Origin of the sequence: Nocardia sp. NPDC046763 (genome assembly GCF_040645495.1) — a bacterium.
Classification (GTDB): Bacteria; Actinomycetota; Actinomycetes; order Mycobacteriales; family Mycobacteriaceae; genus Nocardia.
The window spans coordinates 364,484-385,666 of the sequence record NZ_JBEYYI010000002.1 but is presented as its reverse complement, the minus strand read 5'-3'; the positions used below and the strand labels follow the sequence as shown (position 1 = coordinate 385,666).

Annotated in this window: 16 protein-coding genes; 8 read left to right on the top strand and 8 right to left on the bottom strand. The window is 67.2% G+C overall.

Features of this window, described 5'->3' with window-relative positions; all coding sequences use genetic code 11:
* The first annotated feature begins 241 nt into the window (after positions 1–241).
* The gene (locus ABZ909_RS04610) at positions 242–2,377 is read left to right on the top strand and encodes an N-acetylmuramoyl-L-alanine amidase (protein ID WP_356996220.1); all 2,136 of its coding nucleotides are present in this window, start codon (positions 242–244) and stop codon (positions 2,375–2,377) included.
* Between the two features lie 7 nt (positions 2,378–2,384).
* On the opposite strand, the gene ABZ909_RS04605 is transcribed toward ABZ909_RS04610, so the two are convergent.
* Positions 2,385–3,185, bottom strand: coding sequence for an HAD family hydrolase (locus ABZ909_RS04605; RefSeq protein WP_356996323.1), 801 nt, complete (start codon positions 3,183–3,185; stop codon positions 2,385–2,387).
* 259 nt (positions 3,186–3,444) lie between these two features.
* Here ABZ909_RS04605 and ABZ909_RS04600 point away from each other — a divergent pair, with 259 nt between their 5' ends.
* Genes ABZ909_RS04600 through ABZ909_RS04580 form a run of 5 tightly spaced genes read left to right on the top strand, consistent with a single transcriptional unit; the run spans position 3,445 to position 9,661 of the window.
* Positions 3,445–4,422 (top strand): ABC transporter permease, encoded by a 978-nt coding sequence (locus tag ABZ909_RS04600; protein WP_356996219.1) that lies wholly within the window; start codon positions 3,445–3,447, stop codon positions 4,420–4,422.
* Positions 4,422–5,369 (top strand): ABC transporter permease, encoded by a 948-nt coding sequence (locus tag ABZ909_RS04595; protein ID WP_356996218.1) that lies wholly within the window; start codon positions 4,422–4,424, stop codon positions 5,367–5,369. The genes ABZ909_RS04600 and ABZ909_RS04595 overlap by 1 nt, the downstream gene beginning before the upstream one ends.
* The gene (locus ABZ909_RS04590; RefSeq protein ID WP_356996217.1) at positions 5,366–7,243 is read left to right on the top strand and encodes an ABC transporter ATP-binding protein; all 1,878 of its coding nucleotides are present in this window, start codon (positions 5,366–5,368) and stop codon (positions 7,241–7,243) included. The genes ABZ909_RS04595 and ABZ909_RS04590 overlap by 4 nt, the downstream gene beginning before the upstream one ends.
* 43 nt (positions 7,244–7,286) lie before the next feature.
* The gene (locus ABZ909_RS04585) at positions 7,287–8,969 is read left to right on the top strand and encodes an ABC transporter family substrate-binding protein (RefSeq protein WP_356996216.1); all 1,683 of its coding nucleotides are present in this window, start codon (positions 7,287–7,289) and stop codon (positions 8,967–8,969) included.
* 38 nt (positions 8,970–9,007) lie between these two features.
* A complete protein-coding gene (locus ABZ909_RS04580; protein WP_356996215.1) occupies positions 9,008–9,661 on the top strand; it encodes a hypothetical protein in 654 nt (217 codons plus the stop codon).
* On the opposite strand, the gene ABZ909_RS04575 is transcribed toward ABZ909_RS04580, so the two are convergent.
* Both ABZ909_RS04575 and ABZ909_RS04570 read right to left on the bottom strand, forming a co-directional pair.
* Positions 9,615–9,890 carry a DUF397 domain-containing protein gene (locus ABZ909_RS04575; protein ID WP_356996214.1) on the bottom strand — a complete coding sequence of 92 codons (276 nt, stop codon included), beginning with the start codon at positions 9,888–9,890 and terminating at the stop codon, positions 9,615–9,617. The genes ABZ909_RS04580 and ABZ909_RS04575 overlap by 47 nt on opposite strands.
* Positions 9,891–9,923: 33 nt before the next feature.
* Positions 9,924–10,670 carry a lysophospholipid acyltransferase family protein gene (locus ABZ909_RS04570; RefSeq protein ID WP_356996213.1) on the bottom strand — a complete coding sequence of 249 codons (747 nt, stop codon included), beginning with the start codon at positions 10,668–10,670 and terminating at the stop codon, positions 9,924–9,926.
* Between the two features lie 457 nt (positions 10,671–11,127).
* On the opposite strand from ABZ909_RS04570, the gene ABZ909_RS04565 reads away from it, so the two are divergent.
* Positions 11,128–12,672, top strand: coding sequence for a Rieske 2Fe-2S domain-containing protein (locus tag ABZ909_RS04565; RefSeq protein WP_356996322.1), 1,545 nt, complete (start codon positions 11,128–11,130; stop codon positions 12,670–12,672).
* Between the two features lie 50 nt (positions 12,673–12,722).
* On the opposite strand, the gene ABZ909_RS04560 is transcribed toward ABZ909_RS04565, so the two are convergent.
* The 5 genes from ABZ909_RS04560 to serS all read right to left on the bottom strand — a co-directional run bounded on the left by ABZ909_RS04560 (position 12,723) and on the right by serS (position 19,136).
* Positions 12,723–13,400: a MauE/DoxX family redox-associated membrane protein gene (locus ABZ909_RS04560; protein WP_356996212.1), complete on the bottom strand. Its 678-nt coding sequence runs from the start codon at positions 13,398–13,400 to the stop codon at positions 12,723–12,725.
* Positions 13,401–13,459: 59 nt separating this feature from the next.
* Positions 13,460–14,389, bottom strand: a complete 930-nt coding sequence (locus tag ABZ909_RS04555) for a DMT family transporter (protein ID WP_356996321.1) — start codon at positions 14,387–14,389, stop codon at positions 13,460–13,462.
* 138 nt (positions 14,390–14,527) lie between these two features.
* Positions 14,528–15,784, bottom strand: a complete 1,257-nt coding sequence (locus ABZ909_RS04550; protein ID WP_356996211.1) for an MFS transporter — start codon at positions 15,782–15,784, stop codon at positions 14,528–14,530.
* 148 nt (positions 15,785–15,932) lie between these two features.
* Entirely contained in the window at positions 15,933–17,801 is a 1,869-nt protein-coding gene (locus tag ABZ909_RS04545; RefSeq protein ID WP_356996210.1) for a bifunctional diguanylate cyclase/phosphodiesterase, read from the bottom strand.
* Positions 17,802–17,876: 75 nt separating this feature from the next.
* Entirely contained in the window at positions 17,877–19,136 is a 1,260-nt protein-coding gene (gene serS, locus ABZ909_RS04540) for a serine--tRNA ligase (protein ID WP_356996209.1), read from the bottom strand.
* Between the two features lie 290 nt (positions 19,137–19,426).
* Here serS and ABZ909_RS04535 point away from each other — a divergent pair, with 290 nt between their 5' ends.
* A complete protein-coding gene (locus tag ABZ909_RS04535; protein WP_356996208.1) occupies positions 19,427–21,016 on the top strand; it encodes a GMC family oxidoreductase N-terminal domain-containing protein in 1,590 nt (529 codons plus the stop codon).
* Positions 21,017–21,183 lie beyond the last annotated feature (167 nt).

Here is a 21,183-nt window from a genome sequence, read left to right as displayed (position 1 = left end):
GTGACAATAGGGACTAGTGTGATCGTTGATGCGCCAAGTAGCAAGCTTGTGCTCCGGGCGCGGTTGGACGGATTTACCTGAATGGGAGATGCTTGTGCCGTATCGCAAACCGAAACCTGCCTATACGCTCCCGGTCATCACCGTCCTCGCGCTGTCCGCTCCCGTCGGCATTCTGGCGCTGAGCGATTCCCGGGATGTCCGGAACACCGATGAAAGCAATTGGGCAGCTATACCTGCACAAATGGCAGAGGTCGCGCTGTCCTCGGCGCCCGACATCGTGCTGCCGTTGCGCGAGCTCACCGGGCTGGACCTGCCCGATCTGCACCTGTCCGATCTACGAAGGTTGCCGCTGCCCAAGTCGATTCCGATCCCGCCGAATCTCATTCCGGGCGTCCAATTACCCAGCGAGATCCCACTACCGCGGCTGAACGACCCGCAGCAGCAGCCAGTGCCCGCCACCGCGCCGCGCTCCGCCCGCCCCACCTTGCCGGGATCGCTCCCCAACGCCACCCCCATCACCCCCGGCTCCCCCCCGGTCGCGGGCGCGCCCGGCTTCATCGCCGAACCCGGGCCCGAGGTCCCCGGGGCACCGGGCGCCGAAACCCCGTCCGTGCCAGTAACTCCCGCCACCACACCGGGTCCCGGCAGTCGAACGCCCGTCGCCCCGGCCGATTCCGGGGTTCCGGCTCCGATCCCGACCGCCGATGATCCGGCTGCCCCCGGCCCGCACCCCGTGCCCGGCCTCACCGGTGACCTGCGCACCCCCGCGCTGAACGCGGGCGCGGTGCCCACCGACCTGGTCGACAAAGTCGGTGCACAGGTCAAGGAGCTGACCCGGGACACCCCGTTCAGCATGGTCGCGCTCACCGCGCCGGACCTGGCCGGCACCACCACCAAGCTCCGCGCTCAGCGCCCCGACGGCACCTGGGGACCCTGGTACGACGCCGAAACCGAGGACGGCAAGAACCATCCCGCGCCGGGCAAGCGCACCGGCACCGAGCCGGTCTACGTCGGCAATACCAAGACCGTGCAGATGCTGGTGACCCGCAAGCCGGCCGCCGCACCCGCCGAACCCGAACCGCTGGACGATGGTTCGGCCGATCCGGCGCAGACCAAACTGGAGAAGCTGGCCGCGGTGCTGATCGATCCGGGCCGCGGCAGCATCGACGAGAACCTACAGACAGTGGCGGAGCCGCTGCCCGGCGGCGGGCCCAAGGTGATCACTCGCGCGCAGTGGGGCGCGGACGAATCGCTGCGCTGCGAGGAACCCACCTACGACGACGGCGTCTCCGCGATCACGGTGCACCACACCGCTGGTCGCAACGACTACACCAAGGCCGAGTCCGCGGGCATCGTGCGCGCCATCTACGCGTATCACGCGAAGACGCTGGACTGGTGCGACATCGGCTACAACGCCCTGGTCGACAAGTACGGGCAGATCTTCGAGGGTCGCTATGGCGGCCTGGATCGGCCGGTCGAGGGCGCGCACGCGGGCGGCTTCAATACCAATACCGCCGGTGTCGCGCTGATGGGCGACTACGAGGACGAGGCGCCGACGGACGTGTCCATCCAGGCGATCGGCAAGTACATCGGCTGGCGTGCCAAGGTGGCGGGTATCGATCCCCAGGGCCGGACCACCATGTACTCGGAGGGCAGCGACTACACGAAATACGCTCTGGGACAGGCGGTCGAGCTACCGAACATCTTCGCGCACCGCGATGTCGGCAATACCACCTGCCCGGGTGACGCCGTCTACGCCCTGATGGACAAGATCCGACAGATCGCCGGGGATGTGGCGGCAGGGACGAACACGCCCGAGCAACCCGGTCCGACGCGGGTCCGGCCCGGCCAGAACGCGGGCAATCCGCAGCCCGCACCCGCCCCCGACGTCGACAACCAGGTGGATCTGGCCGCCCTGGCCGACCTCACCCAGAAGATCCTGAGCATGCTCGACCGCAGTCCGGTGGCCCGCTACTGGAACGATCAGGGTGGCGCGAACGGCCCACTGGGACAACCGAAAGCGGAACCGATCGCCTTGGCGGACGGCGGCCAGTACGGCCAATTCACCAATGGCTACGTGTATTCCTCGCCGACGGGTCAGATCTTCTCGGTGGTCGGGAAAATTCTGGAGCGCTTCCTGCAATTGGGTGCGGGCACAGGCCTTCTCGGCATGCCCACCAGCAATGAATATCCGGTCCAGGACGGCGTCCGCACCGACTTCCAGAACGGCGCCCTGATCTTCAACAAACTCACCGGAATCGTCACCACCGTCCTGAAGAACTACGGCGCCGTCCAGGACCCCATCCCCGGCAAGCCCGTTCCCGCCCCCGGCACCCCCGCCCAGGCCGCCCCCAACCCCGCGGCCGCGCCCAGCTAGATCTCGTTCAGGACCACCAGCGTTCGAGGGTGCGGGCGACGCCGTCCTCGATATTGGAGGGGGCTACCTCGTCGGCGGCGGCGATGGCCTCGGGGTGGGCGTTGGCCATGGCGACGCCGTGGCCGGCCATGAGGAGCATGGGGACATCGTTCGGCATGTCGCCGAAGGCGATGAGGGAGCTGTGCTGGACGCCCAGGCGCTGCGCGATGGTCGCGAGGCCGGTGGCCTTCGTCACGCCGGGGGCCGACAGCTCGATCAGGCCGTTGTCCGTGGAGTAGGTGAGGTCCGCGCGGCCGGCCAAGTGCGGGTCCAGCACGGCGCGCATGTCCGAGCTGGCGGCGCCGGGTAGGCGGATCAGCATCTTGATCGCGGGCGCGGAGATGACCTCGGCGCGCGAGACCTGGGTGTCGTCCGGATTCAGCCAGGCGTGCTCGTATTCGGGAGAGCTGACGAACTGCGGTGTGGCCGCGTCGTGCGCGCTGAAACCGACCCGTTCCGCGGCCAGGCCGCAGCCCGGCAGCAGGCGCTCGGCCAGATCGGCGGCCCAGGTGAGGGTTTCGATATCCAGGGTGCGGGTGTCCAGCACCCGATCCGCGGCGCTGTCGTAGATGACCGCACCGTTGCCGCACACGCACAGCGGCGAGAAGCCGAGCCCATCGACGACCGGATCGATCCAGCGCGGCGGCCTTCCGGTGGCGAGCACGAACGGCACCCCGTCCGCGATGAGGGCATTGATCGCCGCCTTGGTGCGGGCGCTCACCTGCTCACGGTGGTCGATGAGCGTGCCGTCCACATCGGAGGCGACCATCTTGGGTTTGGGCAGGTGAAAGAGCGTCACCTACTCCATCCTGCCTCGAGCCAATACGGCAGCGCCCGTGGATTCCGGGCGCTGCCGTATAAACGAGACCTTTCGGACACCGCCCCGCACCACACCACCCCGCGACCTCCACATCCACGAAGACGCGCGCAATAACACACGGATTGCCGTGGCATCCGCGGTCCGTACCCCGCGTTCACGGTCCTCACTACCTATGATCTGGGTCAGAACTCGACCCCGAAAGGGAATGATGGCCGGTTTTCTGCTGCGACGTGCGCTGAACTATGTCGTGCTGCTGGTGCTGGCGTCGTTCCTGACCTTCAGTCTCGCGTCGCTCACGTTTCACCCGCTGGACAGCCTCGAGCAGCGCAATCCTCGGCCGCCGCAGTCGGTGATCGACGCCAAACGCGATGAGCTGAAGCTGGATGTACCGATCCCGCAGCGGTACGCGGAGTGGGTGGGAGGCGTAGTCACACACGGCGATTTCGGTCATACCCTCGCCGGGCAGCCGGTGAATCAGGAGTTGCCGCGTCGCATCGGGGTCAGTCTCCGACTGTTGCTGGTCGGTTCGATCGTGGGCACGGCGCTGGGCGTGATGGTCGGCGCGGCCGGGGCTATCCGGCAATACAAGATCAGCGACTATCTGACCACGGTGCTATCCCTGCTGATCCTCAGCACGCCGGTGTTCCTGCTCGCGACTCTGTTGAAATACGGTGCGCTCGAGATCAATACGGCCACCGGACAGCAGATCTTCTATTACACCGGCGAGACCTCGGCGAACGCAATCCACGGAGCATGGAATCAGTTCGTCGACCGCCTCCAGCACATGATCGTCCCGACCCTGGGCCTGATCCTCAGTGCCGCCGCCGGATACAGCCGTTACCAGCGCAATGCCATGCTCGACGTCCTGCAGAGCGATTTCATCCGAACCGCGCGCGCCAAGGGTCTCACTCGCTCCCGGGCTCTCTACAAGCACGGATTGCGGACCGCGCTCATTCCAATGGCGACGCTGTTCGCGTACAGCTTCGGCGCACTCATCACCGGCGCGACCTTCACCGAGAAGATCTTCGGCTGGCACGGCGTCGGTGAGTGGTTGGTGGATTCGATCAACGCCCAGGACCTGTACCCCGTGGTGACCATCACCGCGTTCGTCGCACTGGTGATTCTGCTGTCGGGCCTGTTGTCCGACATCGTCTACGCGATTCTCGACCCCAGGGTGCGTGCGTGATGACCGAAACCGAAATGATCGTTCAGGGCGCGCCGGAGCCCATGGCGGCGGGACGCCGCAAACTGGTGTGGCGGCGATTCCTCCGCAACAAGCCCGCGGTGATCGGGTTGAGTATTCTGTTGTTGATGCTCGTGCTCAGTTTCGCGCTGCCACCGCTGCTGAAATACGACTACCAGCAGCTCGATTACACGGCGCTGCTGAAGCCACCCAGCGGGCGGCATCCGTTCGGCACCAATCAGATCGGGCAGGACGTCCTCGCCCAGACGCTGCGCGGCTTGCAGAAGTCGCTGATCATCGGTTTCTCGGTGGCGTTCATATCGGCCCTCATCGCGGCCTTCGCGGGCTCGGTGGCGGGACTGCTGGGCGGCTGGACCGATACCGCCATCATGTGGCTTGTCGACCTGTTGCTGGTGATGCCCAGCTTTATCATCGTCGCGCTGTTCGCACCGCGTGCCAAGGGCAGCGGCAGCATCGTATTGCTGATCGTGCTGCTCGCTGGATTCGGCTGGATGATCAGCGCCAGGCTTATCCGCGGCCTGACCCTCAGTCTGCGGGAACGTGAATTCGTCAGGGCCGCAAAATATATGGGCGCGTCCACCTGGACGATCATCACCACCCACATCCTCCCGAACATCGCCTCCATCCTCATCATCGACACCACGCTGGCCGTGGGCGCGGCGATCATGGGCGAAACCGGACTGAGCTACCTGGGATTCGGTGTGCAGCCACCCGATGTCTCGTTGGGCACGCTGATCGCCTCGGGCACCAAGTCTGCGCTCACCTACCCGTGGTTGTTCCTGTTCGCGGGCGGGTTTCTGATTCTGACGGTATTGTGCACGAACCTGGTCGGTGACGGGTTGCGCGATGCTTTCGACCCCGGCTCACAACGCGCACGCTCGCGCCGCAAGGACCGGGTGGCGAAGCCCGCCGGAAAGGCCGCGGCATGACCGACAAGGCAAGCATGTCCGACAATGGAATCCGGCCCACCACCGCGCCGCTGCTCGAGGTCTCCGATTTGCGGGTGAGCTTCCCCAGCGAAGAAGGCCGCGTCGAGGCGGTGCGCGGAGTCAACTACACCGTCCAGGACGGTGAGGTGCTGGCCATCGTCGGTGAATCCGGTTCCGGCAAATCGGTTTCGTCGATGGCGATCATGGGGTTGCTCCCGGATCAGGCCCGCGTGCAGGGTTCCATCCGGCTGCGCGGGCAGGAACTGCTCGGCATGGGCGACCGCCAACTATCCGCCTTGCGCGGCAGCAAGATCTCCATGGTGTTCCAGGACCCGCTCTCGGCCCTGACCCCCGTTTACCGGGTCGGCGACCAGATCGCGGAAGCTCTGCTCGCGCACGGAAAGATGAGCAAGCACGAAGCCGCCGAGAAAGCGGTGGAGCTGCTCGACCTGGTCGGTATCCCCGATGCCTCGGTTCGGGCCAAGGCTTTTCCGCACGAGTTCTCGGGCGGTATGCGCCAGCGCGTGGTGATCGCCATGGCCATCGCCAATGACCCCGAGCTCATCATCTGCGACGAGCCGACCACCGCACTGGACGTCACCGTGCAGAAGCAGATCCTGAATCTGCTGCGCAAGGCGCGCGACATCACGGGCGCGGGCGTCGTCTTCATCACCCATGACATGGGTATCGCGGCCACCCTGGCGGATCGGGTGGCCGTCATGTACGCCGGACGGATTGTCGAAACTGCCCGCACCGCAGAACTTTTCAATGCACCTCGAATGCCGTACACGGTCGGTCTGCTCGGTTCCATTCCGCGATTGGACGGTCCGGCGCGGGCACCGTTGGTCCCGATCGTGGGCGCGCCGCCCGCCATGCACGCACTGCCGCCCGGCTGCCCGTTCGCGCCGCGCTGCCCGGTCGCGGTCGGCGACTGTCGCGCGGCGGAACCGCCGTTGCGGGACACCGAGCCGGGGCATCGAGCCGCATGCATCCGCGTCGCCGAAATCGGAACCGCGGAACTGTTCGCCGCCTACCGCCACGAGGTACCGCCCGCGGAGGAACCCCAATCCACCGATGACGCGGTGGTGTTGCGGGTTTCGGAGTTGAAGAAGACCTTCCCACTCACCAAGGGCGTGGTCTTCAAACGCCGTACCGGTGAGGTGAAGGCGGTCGACGGGGTCAGCTTCGAGATCAAGTCGGGCCGCACTCTGGCCCTGGTCGGCGAATCCGGTTCCGGGAAATCGACCACCTTGACCCAGATCATGGAGTTGATCCCACCGGAGAGCGGCACCATCGAGGTGCTCGGCAGCGATGTCGCGACGCTGACCAAGGTCCGTCGCCGCGAGATTCGCCGCAAGATGCAGATCGTGTTCCAGGACCCGTCCGCGTCACTGGATCCCCGGCTGCCGATCTTCGACACCTTGGCCGAGCCGCTGCGCGTGAACAGCCGTCCCAACGACGAAATCCAGCGCCGGGTCAAGGAATTGCTGAGCCTGGTCGGCTTGCGCCCCGAACACGCCGATCGATATCCGGCCGATTTCTCCGGCGGGCAGAAACAGCGCATCAATATCGCGCGTGCCCTTGCGCTGGACCCGGAGATCCTGGTGCTCGACGAGCCGGTCTCGTCGCTGGACGTCTCCATCCAGGCAGGTGTACTGAACCTGTTGCGCGACTTGCAGGCCGAGCGCGGGTTGTCCTATCTGTTCGTTTCCCACGATCTGTCGGTGGTGCGCAACCTCGCACACGATATCGCCGTCATGTATCGCGGTCAGATCGTCGAATACGGTGCGGCCGAACAGATTTTCACCGATCCTCGGCATGAGTACACGCGTGCCCTCATCGACGCGGTACCTGTCCCGGTCGTATCGGGATAGGGCGAACAATGTTCCAGCAGAACTCCGATGGAAGGAGCAACCGGTGAGGATTCGCTCGATCGGCATCAAGCTCGCGGTCCCACTGGTGGCCGTGTCGATAGTGGCGACCGGCTGTGGCGGCGGCAACGACAATTCCAATGCGGTGGCGTCCGACCTCGGAGCCACCAGCGACATCAATCCGCATGATGTCGCAGATCTGCGCGACGGCGGTAACCTGCGTCTGGCCGTCTCCTCGTTCCCGTCCAACTGGAACACCCTCGAGGTCGACGGCAACGACGCCGAAGTCTTGGGCGTCGAACGGCCGACGATGCCACGCGCGTTCAAATCCGATGCGGCGGGTAATCTCTCGATCGACACCGACTACTTCACCGACGTTCAGCTCACCAATACCAACCCCGAGACGGTCGTCTACACGATCAATCCCAAGGCGGTCTGGTCGGACGGCAGCCCGATCACCTGGGAGGACATCGCGTCGCAAGCCAATGCGCTGAGCGGTCGGAACAAGGACTTCCTGATCGGCAACACGCAGGGCTGGGACCGGGTCGAGAAGGTCGAGCGCGGCGTCGACGACCGGCAGGCCATCGTCGCCTTCAACAAGCATTTCGGTGAGTGGAAGGGCCAGTTCGCAGGCAACAGCTTCCTCTACCCGAAGTCCGTTACGGCGACCCCCGATGCCTTCAACAAGGGTTTCGTGAACGCCATGGGCGTCAGCGCGGGCCCGTTCATCGTCCAGTCCGTCGATCGCGCACAAGGGCGAATCACGCTGGGCCACAATCCGAAGTGGTGGGGCGCCCCGCCGAAGCTGGACACCATCACCTTCAGCATTCTCGACGCCGCGGCCACGGTGCCCGCGCTGCAGAACAATGAGATCGACGCGGTGGGACTGTCCAGCCGCGACGAGCTCAAATCCGCCCAGGGCACCGCTGGCATCACCATTCGGCGGGCCAACAGCAGCCAGTGGTCCCATCTGACCTTCAATGGCGCACCCGGCTCCATCCTGGCCGACCCGGCGCTGCGGGTGGCCATCGGCAAGGCCATAGACCGGCAGGGCATCGCTACGGCCATGGAGAACGGTCTCGTCATCGATCCCAAGGCGCTGAACAACCACGTCTATCTGGCGAACCAGAAGGGCTACCAGGACAATTCGCTCGGCTTCGACCCCGACACCGCGGCCAAGGAACTGGACGCGCTCGGCTGGAAGGTCCCGCCGGGCGGCGGCACCCGTGAGAAGGACGGTCGGAAGCTGGAGATCCGCGATGTCATGTACAACCAGGACTACTGGGTGCAGCTGGCGCAGATCATTCAGCAGAATCTCGACCGGATCGGCGTGAAGCTGACCATCGACACCAAGCCGGGTCAGGACTTCTTCCCCAAGTACATCAAGACCGGCGATTTCGATATGGCGCAGTTCGTTTGGGTGGGTGATCTGTTCCCGCTCGGCAGCCTCGACCAGATCTGGGGCTACCACCCCGACGACGTGCAGGGTAACTACGGCCGCATCGGCTCCGACGATCTCAACAACCTGATCGAGCAGACCGTCTCCGAGCTCGACCCGCAAAAGGCCATCGACATGGCCAATCAGGTCGACAAGAAGGTCTTCGAGGAGGGCCACTCCCTGCCGCTCATCCAGTCCCCCGCCAACATCGGCGTCCGCGCCAATCTCGCCAACTACGGCGCGCCCGGCCTGGCCAGCTACGACTACACGAAAATCGGCTTCCTGAAGTGAATTCCCGGCTGGGTCATCCTCTGGCCTATCCGGCGCTCGTGACGATCGGGACCCTGGCGATCACCCTCGCCTGGGTCCCTTTCGCCGATCCGGAGCAGCTGGCCATGCTGGGCACGGTGGCACTGATCATCATGGGCTACAGCGGTTTTCGACTGTGCGTCGCCCTTGGCTACCTGCCTGCGGGCCTGTCCCGCACCATTGTCTCCGAACATGCGAGTACCGGGCAGGCCGATGCCGCCCGATCCCGCACGCTGACGGTGAGCCGAGTCCGGCAACAGCATCGTCTGGTCAGCCGTTCTTGGCTGGAGTTCACCGCGAGCGGCAAGACCCGCTGGCTACCCGTGTATTTCGACCCCATCCTGCCGACTCTCACCAAGTCATCGGCCGAATGCTCGGTCCGGGCGGTCTATCTCGACGGTCACCGCCTCTATCCCTCCGGACGCCTGCGTGATTCGGAACCACCTGGCCGCCTCATCGACAACCCTGTCCGCCCCGACCCCGATGCCCTCGGCCGCGACAAGTTCTCCCGCCGCCTGCTCCTCGACGCCCAATCAGCGGTGGCGGCCCCCTTCGCCGCGCTCCTCTGGGTCTACATAGCGGGCGGCGGCCCACCCGCATTCGCCGCCGCCATGGTCATAGCGGCAGTCACGGCCACCTGGCTCTCCGCTGTCCGCGGCTCCGACCCGAGTTGACCCGCCGATCACGGCCGCTCGAATTCGCCATTCCGGACGCCTGCGGTGCTTTCGAGTGGCGCACTGCGACATCGCCGTCGGCCAGGAAGGCAACCTCGACACAGTCGGGCCCGTTGCCGCTTTTGCTGCTCTTGCGGAATAGGGCGTTACGGACCCTGGTGTCCGTACGGCCGCTGTTCCGCGCGAGCGATCGCTGAACGGGACACGGCCTGTCACGGGGGTGCTCCACCCCGCGACAGGCCGTTTCCGGTTTTCGAGAGAGCTATTCGGTCTGGGCGCGGCGGGCTGCTTTTTCGGCGGCCTCGGCGGCGTCCATGGCGTTGGCCTCCTCGAGGGTGGGGGCGCTGCCGCCCAGGCGCGCGGGCACCCAGTACGCGCTGGGCTCGTGGACGTAGTCTTTCTGCAGGTCCAGGAGCATTTCCGACATGGTCTTGTGTAGCTGCTCGGTCAGGGCCGAGGCCGGTTCGAAGGGGGAGATGGGCTTGCCGACCGCGATGGAGATGGGGGTGTTGGTGCGGCCCAGGCGCTTCGGGAAGCCCTTGGTCCACACTCGCTGGGCGCCCCAGATGACGATGGGGATGATGGGGACGCCGGCCTCGATGGCCATGCGGGCCGCGCCGGACTTGAACTCCTTGAGTTCGAAGCTGCGGCTGATGGTGGCCTCGGGGTAGACGCCGACCAGTTCGCCGGCGCGCAGGCGGTTGACGGCCTCGTGGTACGACTCCGCACCCGCCGCACGGTCCACCGGAATGTGCTTGAGGGCACGCATGATCGGGCCGGAGATGGAATTGTCGAAGACTTCCTTCTTGGCCATGAAACGGATATAGCGCCCGGTGGTGCGCGCGGGCAGACCGGCGTAGGTGAAGTCCATGTACCCGGTGTGGTTGATCGCGATCACCGCGCCACCGGTCGCCGGAATGTTTTCGTCGCCCTTGACGGCGAACTTCAGGCCCTGCAGCGCGAAGATCGTGCGGGCGAGCCCGATGACGGGGTAGTAGACGGGTTCCACAGTTCCGCTAGCGTAGTCGCTGCCCGCGCGGCATCCAGTGATCCCGGCAACAACAATTCAGTTGATGTGACTTCTCGGCACTGAAAAGGGTTCGCACGAGTGGAAAAACCGACCCGCGGGGAAGGGGACTGGACGAACTGGCCGACCGCCGCCGGCGCTGGTCTGGGCCGCGGGCCGGACCTGGGATCCGGACGGCACCGGGAACCCGGGCACCGCGCCGCTGGCGGTGAACCCGTCGAAGCCGGGGACGGTGAGGACCTTCGGGGACCAGTACATCAGGTCGGAGTGGCCTCGCGGTGGGTACATCACCGTGTCGGTACCGGTCGCCACCGGCGCCGGAAGCCAGACAAAGCAGATATACACCTTGAAGTCGGGCTCCGAGGGTTACTGCATCGGCGACGTCTCCGGCTAGCCAGTACTCTGGGTGGCTGGTAACGGTCAGGGAGGAATGAAGCTCGTGCAGATCACCAGCGTCGGACACGCCGGATTCCACATTCGAACCGCTGCCGGAACGATCCTGTGCGATCCGTGGGTCAATCCGGCCTATTTCGGATCGTGGTTCCCATTCCCCGACAACACCCAGCTGGACTGGGACGAGCTCGGCAACTGCGATTTCCTCTATGTCTCGCACCTGCACCGCGACCACTGGGACGCCAAGCATCTGGCCGACAAGGTCAACAAGGACGCCACCGTCCTGCTGCCCGACTACCCGGTGCCGGACCTCAAGCGGGAGCTCGAGAAGCTCGGCTTCACCAAGTTCGTGGAGACCGAGGACTCGGTCAAGACCACCGTCACCGGTCCGGGCGGCGACCTGGACATCATGATCATCGCGTTGCGCGCGCCCGCCGATGGCCCCATCGGCGACTCCGCCCTGGTCGTCGCCGACGGGGAAACCGTGTGCTTCAACATGAACGACGCCCGGCCCGTCGACATGGACGTGCTGCACGACGCCTTCGGGCACGTGGACATCCACCTGCTGCAGTACTCCGGCGCCATCTGGTACCCGATGGTCTACGACATTCCGACCAAGACCAAGGCCAACTTCGGCAAGCAGAAGCGCCAGCGCGGCATGGACCGATGCCGCTCCTACATCGAACAGGTCGGGGCCACCTGGGTCGTCCCGTCGGCCGGCCCGCCGGTCTTCCTCGACGACGAGCTGCGCTACCTCAACGACGACCGCGGCGACGAGGGCAATATCTTCCCCGACCAGATCGTCTTCCTGGACCAGATGAAGATCCACGGCAACGAGGGCGGGCTGCTCATGATCCCCGGCTCCACCGCGGATCTGCGTGGCAAGGAACTGAATTCGCTCACCCACCCGGTCGACCCGGACACCATCTACGGCGACAAGGCCGCCTACATCGAGGCCATGGCCCAGCGCATGGCTCCCGTGCTGGCCGCCGAGAAAGCCACCTGGGCCCCGGCCGAGGGCGAGCCGCTGCTACCCGCGCTCAAGGCCAAGTTCGAGCCGATCATGGCGCAGAGCGATGTCATCTGCGACGGCATCGGCTACCCGGTCGGCCTGGTCATGGGCGAGGAGACCGTGGTGCTCGACTTCCCCAAGCGGGTGGTGCGCGAGCCCATCGAGGGAGAAGGCAAGTACCGCTACGGATTCCGCATCGACCCGCAGCTGGTGCGCACCGTGCTGCGTGACGACGAACCGGACTGGGTGAACACCATCTTCCTGTCGACGCGCTTCACCACCTGGCGCATCGGCGGCTACAACGAATTCCTCTACACCTTCTTCAAGTGCCTCACCGACGAGCGCATCGCCTACGCCGACGGCTGGTTCGCCGAGGCGCACGACGATTCCGCCTCCACCGAGCTCGACGGCTGGGAGGTGCAGCGCCGCTGCCCGCACCTCAAGGCCGACCTGTCGAAATTCGGTGTGGTCGAGGGCAATACGCTCACCTGCAACCTGCACGGCTGGCAGTGGGACCTGGAATCGGGCCGCTGCAAGACCTCCAAGGGCCACGAGCTGCGCTCGCAGAAACTGGCCTGACCCGGTGATCGCGGCCGATGCCCGGTGCATCGGCCGCGACCCGGCTCTGCTCATCGATCAGGACGCCCGATGACGTCCCGCGCACGCGATACCGCAGCGCGGCCTCCGGGCCGGCCGCTCGCGGTCTTCAGCACCTGGAATTCCGGCGCGACGGCACCCGGCGGCAGTCCCTCCTCCCCCAGGGTCGACAGCACCTCCTCGTCCAGGCGCCGGCGCAGGGCCCGCAGCTCACCCCACAGGGAAACCAGCACCGCGCCGAATCCGGCCGCCACCCCCATCGCGACCACGTGATCCACCGGCAGACCGCCCGGCACCTGCGGCTCCGCCAGCGTCGCCACCGCCGTCACGCCGGCCAGGGCGATCAGCACGATATTGCGCGCCACCGTGCCCCGCCCGATCGGCGCGGCGCTGGCGGCCCCGAAACACGAACAGACCGGCCGTTTTCCCTGACGCAGCAGTCGTACCACCGCCCCGGTGAACATCCCCAGCAGCAGTATCGCCACCAGCGCCGCACCGGCCGCCGTCCACGGCGGCAGCAGCGCCACCGCCACCACGGCCTCCACCGCCGGGAGCGCCCAGGCCACCGCGGGTACCCAGGTCAGCGGGATCCCGAACTCCCCCACCGCCTTCTGGGTGCCGGGCCCATCGGCGAGCTTTCCCCACGCCGAAACGCCGAACACCACGGCCAGCACCAGACGCGCGACCCACACCACGTAGTCGATAGCCATGATCGCACCATCGCACACTCATGTGGACAGCGAATTACGAATCAGGGGAACAGATTTCATCAGCGCGATCGAGCGGCCACGGCGACCGCCACGAAGGTCAGCACGCAGCCGATGATCGCCGACGCCGAGACCGCGACCCCGGTCGGCGCCACCACATCCAGCACCAGCGACGCCAGCAGCTGGCCCGCCACCGAGGTCAGGCCCAGCAGCAGCACCCCGATCCAACGGACCACCAGCACCGCCAGCGCCACGAACGAAATCCCGATCAGGCCACCGAGATACAGCCACGGCTCGCTCGGCAGCGGCCCGAGACCACCGCGCCGGACCAGCACGCCCGCCTCGATGACCACCAGCGCCGCCGTGCCGGTCGCGAAATTGCCCAGCGTCGCCGACAGCGGCCCGCCGACCGCACCCACCCGGCCGTTCACCGCCTGCTGCCAAGCCACCAGCAGGCCGGCGACCAGCGGCAACGCCACCAGCAGCATCGAGGCCGCCGATTGCCCGGCGACCGCGCCGGTGCCGCTCCGGCCGACCACCGCGAGCAGCACGGCGACCAGCCCGAGCACCGCCGCACCGATCCGCGCGGCCGTCACCGGCGTCGGTCCGCCCGGACCCCACCCCAGCCGATCCACCACGAGGCTGCTCACCAGCTGCCCGGCCACCGCGGCCACCGTGAACGCCGTCACCCCGATGGTCGCCACCGTAAGCCCCTGGCACGCAACGAAATACGCGCCCGACAGCCCACCCAGCAGCTGCCACCACCGCAACTCACCGGTACCGAGCGCGGCCCGCACCCGCCCGACCCCGGCACGCAAGCGCCCGCTGCCCGCGAACACGACGGCCAGGATCAGCAACCCGCTCCCGAAACTGATGGTGGCCGCCGCAATCCCATCCCCCAGCCGGTGTCCGAGCTCCCCATTGATCCGCGCCTGAATGGCCACGGCCGCGCCGATGGACCCCCCGAACCCCAACCCCACCCACCGCCGCATCGCCACCGCCCGATTGTCCCCGCCTTCCCCGGCACAGCAGCGATCGACCAGATCATGTCGCGCATCGCTGCGACACACCGCGCCGCACTGTGCTCGGATCCCGTTCCAGCACAGGACGACCCCCAACCACACGCGGCACTACCCCGAGCGTCCGACGACCGACGCCGCCCGGGGTAGCCAGGTGGGGACCAGTGCCGCGGCCAGCAGCAGCGGTACACCGAGCAGAGCGACCATCACAGGCAGTGACAGCCAGGTTGTGGCCAATGCTGCGAAGGCGAAGACCAGCAGGGCGATCATTTCGGTGGCGAAGCCGGACACCGAGGTCACGGTCGCACGGGCCGGGCCCGAGATGGCGTCCTGCAGGCGGGCCGAGGCGATGACATCGGCGTTGTAGTCGATGCCGTAGGCGATGCCCACCGCCGAAAAGCCCACGGCCGTCAGCACATACATCGCCTGCGGGTGGTGGGCGCCCGCGCCCGCCAGCAGCGCGCCGGTGATGAACAGGACACCGGCCACGACCAACGCCGCAGCCATGACTCGCTCCGATATGCCCTCGGTGCGGCCCGCCAGCGTCGCGCCGGCCAGGGCGCCGGCCACCGTGACACCCACCAGGACCGCGGACAGGGACGGGCCGGCGCCGGCGTGATCGGCCAGCAGGGCGAAATATTCGTCGAACGCGGTGATGCCGTTCAGCAGCGCCACCAGGATCACGCCGCGCCGAATCACCCGCACACGCATGGCCTCTCGCAGCCCCGTGCGCAGCATTGCCAGGTAGCCACCGGATTCCGATTCGGCGACACCGTCATCCGCGTCCTCGGCAGCGTCGTCCACATCCTCGAGCTCCTCGACCTCCGCCGCGGACACCGACTTCGGTGCGGTCGGCAGCAGTGCCGCGGTGACGGTGTGCGCGGCGGCGATCGCGACGCTGGACCAGGCGACCAGCACGTAGCCGCCCCACGCGTAGAGCGGGGCCGCCACCAGAATGCCAGCCAGCGCGGCCGATTCGGTGGCGGCGCGGACATAGCCCATCAGCCGCGGGTATTCGGCCGTCGCGGCACGAGCGTGCAGATCGTCGTAGATCAGCGCCTCGAAGGTGCCCGAGCGGAGCGCGCCCGAGGTGCCCCACAGCACGAAGCCGACGGCGAATCCCAGGTAGGAGGGGTACAGCGTCCACACGGCGAAGCCCGCGGCCAGCAGCGCACCCGACAGGACGAGCAGGCCACGCCGCGAGACCGTGTCGGCCCAGGCGCCGGAGGGAATCTCCAGCAGGAACGAGGTCGCGGACCAGATGGCGAACAGCGACGAGATCTGCGCCGCGTTCAGGCCGTGGTCGGCGAACAACAGCGCGTAGATCGCGTAGAGCGGGATCAGATCCGCCGTGACGGCGAACAGCATCGCCCGCAGCGTCAGTGCGCGTAGCGAGTGGGCTGGTTCCCGTATCGGGTGGGTCGGTGCACATGTCGAGCCCACGCGTTCGGCGTGAGCCCGGGGCAGCGCACTATGGAGTACGAATCAACAGGCGTAGATGAGCAGCCGCATGAGATCAACCCTGCACGCCGGGCGCCCCACCGTCAAGCGAATTGTCCAGCGGGATCCAGCCATTGGTGGACGGCTCGCCCTCCGACACCGCCGCGCCGACCAGACCGTGCCGGTCATTGAGGTCGTTGATGAGCTCGGACACCGGGTGCGAATCGCTGTAGTGGTAGCCCTGGGCCAGAGCGAAACCGAGCTCGGTCAGCACGGCGGCCTGGTAGTCGGTCTCCACGCCCTCGGCGATGACCTGCAGGTCCAAGGACTTGCTCAGCGCCGCGATCACACCCAGCAGCGGCGGCGCCGGGGAATCCGATCGGATGGACGCCACGAAGGACTGGTCCACCTTGAGGATGTCCGACGGCAGCGTGGCCAGCCGGCTCAGCGAGGAGTAGCCGGTACCGAAATCGTCGATGGCGATGCGGACGCCGAACTCGCGCAGCTTGTGCAGGTTCGCGATGGCCGTCTCGGATTCGGCGGCCAGCTCGCTCTCGGTCACCTCGAGCACCAGTTGCTCGGCGGGCCAGCCGGTTTCCGCGAGGATGCCGGAAACCCGGTCGGCGTACTCGGTTTCGGCCAGCTCCAGCCCGCTCACATTGACATTCAGGGTCAGATCCAGCTGGGCGAACGTCTCCTGCAACCGGGCGGCATCGGCGCAGGCACGCCGCAGCACCAGCTCGTCCAGATCCGAGATGAGGTCGTATTCCTCGGCGACCCGGATCAGCCCCTCGGTGGTCACATCGGGCTGCGCGTGGGAAGACCAGCGCAGCAAGGCTTCCACGCCGACCGCGCGGGTCGCGCCCTCGGTGAGACTGACGATCGGCTGGTATTGCACGTCCAGCGTGCCGCGATCGATGGCCTCCCGCAGCTCCACCGCCAGCGGTAGCTGCCGCGAGGACTCCAGCACCGTGCGATTGCGGCCCGCCTGCTTGGCCCGGTACAGGCCCACATCCGCGCGCGACACCAGCAGCGACCCGGATTCGCCCGGCTGCCAGGACGTCACACCCGCGGAACAGCCGGTGGTGACGGCCGCCCGCAGCTCCTCGGTCAGCAGGATCGCGGCCTGCTCGGTGGTCCCGGGCAGCAGCAGCGCGAACGCGTCACCGCCGTAGCGGGCCAGCCGCTGCTCCGGCGCAAGCAGTTTCGACCAGCTGTCGGCCACCCGCCGCAGCACGGCGTCACCGGCCCGGTGCCCGAGGTGATCGTTGATCTTCTGGAAGCGGTCCAGGTCCACCAGCACCAGGGCCAGGCCCTGGCCGGTGCGGGTGGCGTGCGCGATGGCATTGCTCAGCGCCCGATCGAAACCACGCCGGTTCAGCAGCCCCGTCAGCACATCGATGTCGGCGTCCGACGCCATGCGCGTCAAAATGCCGACCACGATGCCGATTCCGAACGTGATACCCGCCGGAATGATGCCCGACCACCACGGCAACCCGCGCGACGGCACCACCCACAGACAGCAGGCGATGGCGAACGCTATGTGCCCGCCCAGCCAGCGCCACGAGAAGAAGATGGCGGCATCACAGGCGACGAACACATAGAACGCCGCCAGACTGATCGCGCCGACCGTATTCGGAAACCAGTGCACCGCAACGGTCACCAGCACGGTCGCGGTCGCCACATACGAGTGATGCACCGAATGCGGCAGCCGCGGACCCCAGATCAGCAGACTGATACCCAACAGCAGCGCCACGAACGCCGCCGCACCCACCAGAGGCCGATTGCCCTCGTTACCCGGAGCGACCGCAGTCAGAACCAGGCCCAGGACCCCGCCCATGACGTAGAACGCCCCGGTGGTCCGAGCCATGACCATTGCCGTCGCCAGCGCCGATGCCGCCCGTACCCGGGTCCGGGTATCGCCGCGGGACCCGATTCCTCGCACGCTGCCTAGCCTAGACACAAGCCCTGCCACCAGTAGACACAACCGGCGGAATAAGCCACACCGAGTAGCGAATATTCAGCGAGGTGCCAGCACGTCGGTGCCGACGAAAGGCACCAGCGCAGCGGGCACCCGCACCGAACCATCGGATTGCTGGTGGTTTTCCAGCAAAGCGACAATCCACCGAGTCGTGGCCAAAGTGCCGTTCAGGGTCGCGGCGATCTGCGGCTTGCCGTTCTCGTCCCGGTACCGGACATTCAGGCGACGGGCCTGGAACGTCGTGCAGTTCGACGTCGAGGTGAGCTCCCGGTAGGTCTGCTGCGTGGGAATCCAAGCCTCGCAATCGAATTTGCGGGCGGCCGAGCTACCCAGGTCGCCGGCGGCCACATCGATGACGCGGTAGGGCACCTCGATGGCGGCGAGCATCTCCTGCTCCCAGGCCAGCAGGCGCTTGTGCTCGGCGTCGGCCTGATCCGGGGTGGTGTAGACGAACATCTCCACCTTGTCGAACTGGTGCACGCGGATGATGCCGCGCGTGTCCTTGCCGTAGCTGCCCGCCTCCCGGCGGAAGCACGACGACCAGCCGGCATAGCGCTTGGCGCCCGCGCTCAGATCCAGGATCTCGCCCGAGTGGTAGCCCGCCAGCGGCACCTCCGAGGTGCCGACCAGGTACAGGTCGTCGTCCTCCAGGTGGTAGACCTCGGCGGCGTGCTGGCCCAGGAAGCCGGTGCCCTGCATGATCTCCGGACGCACCAGCACCGGCGGGATCATCATGGTGAACCCGTTGGCCACCGCCTTCTGCGCGGCCAGCTGCAACAGGCCCAGCTGCAGCAGTGCGCCGTTGCCGGTGAGGAAGTAGAAACGCGAGCCCGACACCTTCGCGCCGCGTTCCATGTCGATCACGCCCAGCGACTCACCCAGGTCCAGGTGATCCTTGGGCTCGAAATCGAACTCGCGCGGCGTGCCGATCGTGTCGAGCACGATGTAGTCGTCCTCGCCGCCGGCGGGCGCGCCCTCCTGGACCACATTCGACAGCGCGCGCTGGGCGGCGTCGAGGTCGGCGTCCGCGGCGGTCTCGGCGGCCTCGGCCTCCTTCACCTTCGCCGACAGTTCCTGACCCAGCTGCAGCAGCGCCGGACGCTCGTCCGGGGAAGCCTTGCCGACCTTCTTGCCCAGGGCCTTCTGCTCGGCGCGCAGATTGTCGGCCGTCGCGACCGCGGCGCGACGGGCGGCATCCGCCTCGAGCAGGGCATCCACCAAGGAGGGGTCCTCACCGCGAGCACGCTGCGACGCGCGGACCACATCCGGGTTTTCCCGCAGGAATCGAAGGTCGATCATGGCTATCGAGCGTAGTTTGATCGCCTCCGCTTCGCTCCGGCGGGTTCGCGGCCAAGGCGCAGGCCCATGGAGCTGGAAGCTCGATTCTTCCCTCCTCCCCTCCTCCGCTTCGCTCCCCCGCTCCGAGCGCGGGGAGCCGGAGCGCAGTCGAGAATCGAGCCGGGCCGCGAACCTTCGAGTTGATCCGACCCATCCGGCCCACGACCGGGGGATTCGCGCCCTAGGGTTAGCGGCATGGGACGGCAGGGAGTCCGGCAGCGGCTCCGCCGTGGTCTTTCCGAGGAGTGAGCATGCCCCAATACACCCCGCACACCGCCGATTTCGTGGTCGTCGGAGCCGGATCCGCGGGGGCCGCAGTGGCCGCGAAACTGAGCGAGCGACCCGGCGTCAGCGTCGTGGTCCTGGAGGCCGGCGGCGAGGACAGCGACAAATTCGCCCACATTCCCGCGGCGTTCAACCAGCTGTTCCAGGGACCCAACGACTGGAACTACCGCACCGAACCCCAGCCCGAACTCAGCGACCGGCGCGTCTACTGGCCGCGCGGCAAGATGCTCGGCGGCTCCTCCTCCATGAACGCCATGATGTGGGTGCGCGGCTTCGCCGCCGACTACGACGAATGGGCCCGATACGCCGGACCGAGCTGGTCCTTCGAGCAGGTGCTCCCCATCTTCCAGCGCATGGAAGCCGTCGAGGAGGCCAGCGAACCCGGTGAAGGCCGCAAGGGACCGCTGCACATCTCCCGCCAGCGCAGCCCGCGCCCGCTCACCCACACCTACCTGCAGGCCGCCGCGGAAGCCGGATACCCGGTGGAACGCGCGAATCAGGATCGGCCACAAGGCTTCTCGCAGACCATGGTGACCCAGAAGCGCGGCTCGCGCTGGAGCACCGCCGACGCCTACCTGCGGCCCGCGCGCCTGCAGGGGCGCAACATCACCGTCGTCACCGACGCGCACGCCACCCGGGTGCTGTTCGACGGCAAGCGCGCCACCGGGGTGGAATTCCGGGTCGGCGGCGAGACCAAGCAGATCACCGCCAAGCGCGAGGTCATCCTGTCCGGCGGCGCCATCAACAGCCCGCAGCTGCTCATGCTCTCCGGCATCGGCGACGGCGACCGGCTGCAGGAGCTGGGCATCCCCGTCGTGCAGCACCTGCCCGAGGTAGGGCGCGGCCTACGCGACCACCTGGCCGCGCCCATCGTCTACCGCACCGGCGCGGGCAGCCTCTACGGCGCGGACAAGAACCTGCTCGAGCTCGCCAACTACCTGGTGCTGCGGCGCGGACAGCTGACATCGAACATCGGTGAGGCCTACGGGTTCGCGCGCAGCCGCGAGGATCTCGACCTGCCCGACCTGGAACTCATCTTCGCGCCCGCCCCGTATATCGCCGAGGGACTGGGTGATCCGGACGGGCACGCCCTCACCTTCGCCGCCGTGCTGCTCAAGCCGGAATCCATCGGCAGCGTCACCCTCACCTCCCCGGACCCGTTCACCGCGCCGCGCATCAACCCGCGCTACTGCGCCGAGCCGGCCGACCGCGCCGCCCTGCTCGCGGGGCTGCGCATTTGCACCGAACTGGCGAACCAGCCGGCGCTGAAGGAGCACATCGGCGAGCTCATGCAGCCGGCCGTCGCCTCCGACACCCCGATGGAGGAGGTGCTGCGGCGCTGCCTCGAGGACCACTCGCACACGCTGTACCACCCGGTCGGCACCTGTGCCATGAGCCGCGACGAATCCAGTGTGGTGGATCCGGAACTGCGGGTGCGCGGCATCGAGGGCCTGCGTGTGGCCGACGCCTCGGTCATGCCGGTGATCACCCGCGGCCACACCCACGCCCCGGCGGTCATGATCGGCGAGAAGGCGGCCGATCTCATCCTGTCGTAAGGCCCCCAAACTGACGGCCGAAGCACAGCCCACCAGCAGGTTCGCGGCCCGGCTCGATTCTGGACTGCGGCTGGAATAGACCTCCGCCTTGGAGCGGGGGAGCGAAGCGGAGGAGGGAAGAATCGAGCTAGCAGGGCCGCGAACCCGCCGGAGCGAAGCGGAGGCAA

Bases quoted from the DNA above. Each gene is read 5' to 3' on its own strand.
- ABZ909_RS04590 (WP_356996217.1), top strand. From the start codon at position 5,366: ATGACCGACAAGGCAAGCATGTCCGACAATGGAATCCGGCCCACCACC.
- ABZ909_RS04550 (WP_356996211.1), bottom strand. From the start codon at position 15,784: ATGCTGTTCGCCGTCACGGCGGATCTGATCCCGCTCTACGCGATCTAC.
- ABZ909_RS04560 (WP_356996212.1), bottom strand. From the start codon at position 13,400: ATGGCTATCGACTACGTGGTGTGGGTCGCGCGTCTGGTGCTGGCCGTG.
- ABZ909_RS04555 (WP_356996321.1), bottom strand. From the start codon at position 14,389: ATGCGGCGGTGGGTGGGGTTGGGGTTCGGGGGGTCCATCGGCGCGGCC.
- ABZ909_RS04605 (WP_356996323.1), bottom strand. From the start codon at position 3,185: ATGGTCGCCTCCGATGTGGACGGCACGCTCATCGACCACCGTGAGCAG.
- ABZ909_RS04600 (WP_356996219.1), top strand. From the start codon at position 3,445: ATGGCCGGTTTTCTGCTGCGACGTGCGCTGAACTATGTCGTGCTGCTG.
- ABZ909_RS04535 (WP_356996208.1), top strand. From the start codon at position 19,427: ATGCCCCAATACACCCCGCACACCGCCGATTTCGTGGTCGTCGGAGCC.
- serS (WP_356996209.1), bottom strand. From the start codon at position 19,136: ATGATCGACCTTCGATTCCTGCGGGAAAACCCGGATGTGGTCCGCGCG.
- ABZ909_RS04595 (WP_356996218.1), top strand. From the start codon at position 4,422: ATGACCGAAACCGAAATGATCGTTCAGGGCGCGCCGGAGCCCATGGCG.
- ABZ909_RS04610 (WP_356996220.1), top strand. From the start codon at position 242: ATGGCAGAGGTCGCGCTGTCCTCGGCGCCCGACATCGTGCTGCCGTTG.